General features: G+C 77.8%; 3 protein-coding genes. 2 read left to right on the forward strand and 1 reads right to left on the reverse strand.

Annotation, left to right across the window (positions count from 1 at the left end; translation table 11 throughout):
- Both purN and purH read left to right on the forward strand, forming a co-directional pair.
- Positions 1–475: phosphoribosylglycinamide formyltransferase (gene purN / locus ABEB16_RS17145; RefSeq protein ID WP_345713436.1), on the forward strand; the 475-nt coding region annotated here is incomplete at its 5' end.
- A complete protein-coding gene (gene purH, locus ABEB16_RS17150) occupies positions 472–2,112 on the forward strand; it encodes a bifunctional phosphoribosylaminoimidazolecarboxamide formyltransferase/IMP cyclohydrolase (RefSeq protein ID WP_345713437.1) in 1,641 nt (546 codons plus the stop codon). The genes purN and purH, both read left to right, overlap by 4 nt.
- 42 nt (positions 2,113–2,154) lie before the next feature.
- Here the strand turns inward: purH and ABEB16_RS17155 are convergent.
- The coding region (locus ABEB16_RS17155) for a sulfurtransferase (protein WP_345713438.1) at positions 2,155–2,540 on the reverse strand (386 nt) is incomplete at its 5' end.

Genomic DNA, 2,540 nt, shown 5'->3' on the forward strand with positions numbered 1-2,540 from the left:
CGGCCTGGCCCGCGCCGCCGCCGCGGGCGTGGCGACCTTCGCGGTCCCGCCCGGCGAGCACCCCGACCGCGCCGGCTGGGACGCCGCGCTCGCCGCCGCCGTCGCGGACTTCGAGCCCGACCTCGTCGTGCTCGCCGGCTTCATGCGCATCCTCGGGGCGCCGTTCCTGGACGCCTTCGGCGGGCGCGTCCTCAACACCCACCCGGCGCTGCTGCCCTCGTTCCCCGGTGCCCACGGCGTGCGCGACGCCCTCGCCCACGGCGTGCGGGTCACCGGCTGCACCGTGCACCTGGTCGACGCCGGCGTCGACACCGGCCCGGTCGTCGCGCAGGCCGCGGTGGACGTCCTCGACGGCGACGACGAGGACACCCTGCACGAGCGCATCAAGGAGCAGGAGCGCCGCCTCCTGGTCGAGGTCGTCGGCCGCATGGCCCGCGGTTGGTCCGTCACCGGAAGGAAGGTCAGGCTCGCGTGAGCACAGCACCCGGAGCAGCACAGGCCGCCGGAGCAGCGCCGCAGGAGCGCCGCCCGCTGCGCCGCGCCCTCGTCAGCGTCTACGACAAGACCGGGCTGGAGGAGCTGGCCACCGGCCTGCACGCCGCCGGGGTCGCGATCGTCTCCACCGGCTCCACCGCCGCGCGCATCGCCGCTGCCGGGGTGCCCGTCACCCCGGTGGAGGAGCTCACCGGGTTCCCCGAGTGCCTCGACGGGCGGGTGAAGACCCTGCACCCGAAGGTGCACGCCGGGATCCTCGCCGACCTGCGCCTGCCCGAGCACGCCGCCCAGCTCGCCGAGCTGGGCGTGGAGCCGTTCGACCTGGTCGTCGTCAACCTCTACCCCTTCCGCGAGACCGTCGCCTCCGGCGCCGGGCGCGAGGAGGTCGTGGAGCAGATCGACATCGGCGGCCCCTCCATGGTCCGCGCCGCCGCCAAGAACCACCCGAGCGTCGCCGTCGTCGTGAACCCCGCCGCCTACCCGGACGTGCTCGCCGCCGCCGCGGCCGGGGGTTTCACCCTCGCCGCGCGCCGCCTGCTCGCCGCCGCCGCCTTCGCGCACACCGCCGCCTACGACACCGCCGTCGCCACCTGGTGCGCCCAGGAGCTCGTCGCCGACGGCGCGGCCGCGCAGCCGCACTGGCCCGCGTTCACGGGCGACTCCCTCGTCCTCGGCGACGTCCTGCGCTACGGGGAGAACCCCCACCAGCCCGCCGCCCTCTACCTCGACCCGGACGCCCCCGCGGGCATCGCGCAGGCGGCGCAGCTGCACGGCAAGGCGATGTCGTACAACAACTACGTCGACGCCGACGCCGCCGTGCGCGCCGCCTTCGACTTCGACGCCCCCGCGGTGGCCGTCGTCAAGCACGCCAACCCCTGCGGGATCGCCGTGGGCGCCGACGTGGCCGCGGCCCACGCCGCCGCGCACGCCTGCGACCCCGTCTCCGCCTTCGGCGGGGTCATCGCCGCCAACCGCCCGGTGACGGCGGCGATGGCCGCGCAGGTCGCCGACGTGTTCACCGAGGTGGTCGTCGCCCCCGGGTTCGAGCCCGACGCCCTGGAGCTGCTGCAGCGCAAGAAGAACGTCCGGCTGCTGCAGCTGCCCGCGGGCTTCCGCCGCGACGAGCTGGAGTGGCGGCAGGTCTCCGGGGGCGTGCTGGTGCAGGCCAGCGACCGCATCGACGCGGTCGTGGCGGGCGAGGGCGGGGGCCCCGGCGGGGACGACCCCTCGGCCTGGCAGCTCGTGGCCGGCGAGCCCGCCGACGCCGCGACCCTGGCGGACCTGGCCTTCGCCTGGCGCGCGGTGCGCTCGGTGCGCTCCAACGCCATCCTGCTCGCCAGGGGCGGCGCCGGCGTCGGGGTGGGCATGGGGCAGGTGAACCGCGTGGACTCCTGCCGCCTCGCGGTGGCCCGGGCCGGCGCTGAGCGGGCGCGGGGGGCCGTGGCGGCCTCCGACGCGTTCTTCCCCTTCGCCGACGGCGCGCAGATCCTCATCGACGCCGGGGTGCGGGCGATCGTGCAGCCGGGCGGCTCCGTCCGCGACGGCGAGGTCGTCGAGGCCGCCCGCGCCGCCGGCGTGACGATGTACCTCACGGGCGCGCGGCACTTCGCGCACTGAGCCGGCCGCGCCCGGGCCGGCCGCGGCGCCACCGCGGCCGGCTCAGGCGCCCGGTTCGTCACCCAGGGCCGCGGGCCGGGCGGGGTCGTTCGACCACTGCGACCACGAGCCCGGCCACAGCGCCGCGTCGACCCCGGCGGTGGCCAGCTGCGCCACGGCGAGGCTGGCGAACACCCCCGAACCGCAGTACGCGGCCACGGGCGTCCCCGGCACCACGCCCAGGGCCGCCAGGTGCTCGCGCAGCCCGGTCACCGGGCGCAGCAGCCCGTCCGGCCCGGTGAGCGCGCCCGGCGGCAGGTTGCGCGCACCGGGGACGTGCCCGGCGCGCGGGTCGACGGGTTCGCCCTCCCCGCGGAAGCGCACCGCGTCGCGGTCGTCGAGCAGCACCCCGCGCGCGGGCATCGCCGCGGCGGCGTCGGCGCCCACCA

The sequence above is a fragment of the Kineococcus glutinatus genome, from assembly GCF_039542765.1.
GTDB classification, from domain to species: domain Bacteria; phylum Actinomycetota; class Actinomycetes; order Actinomycetales; family Kineococcaceae; genus Kineococcus_A; species Kineococcus_A glutinatus.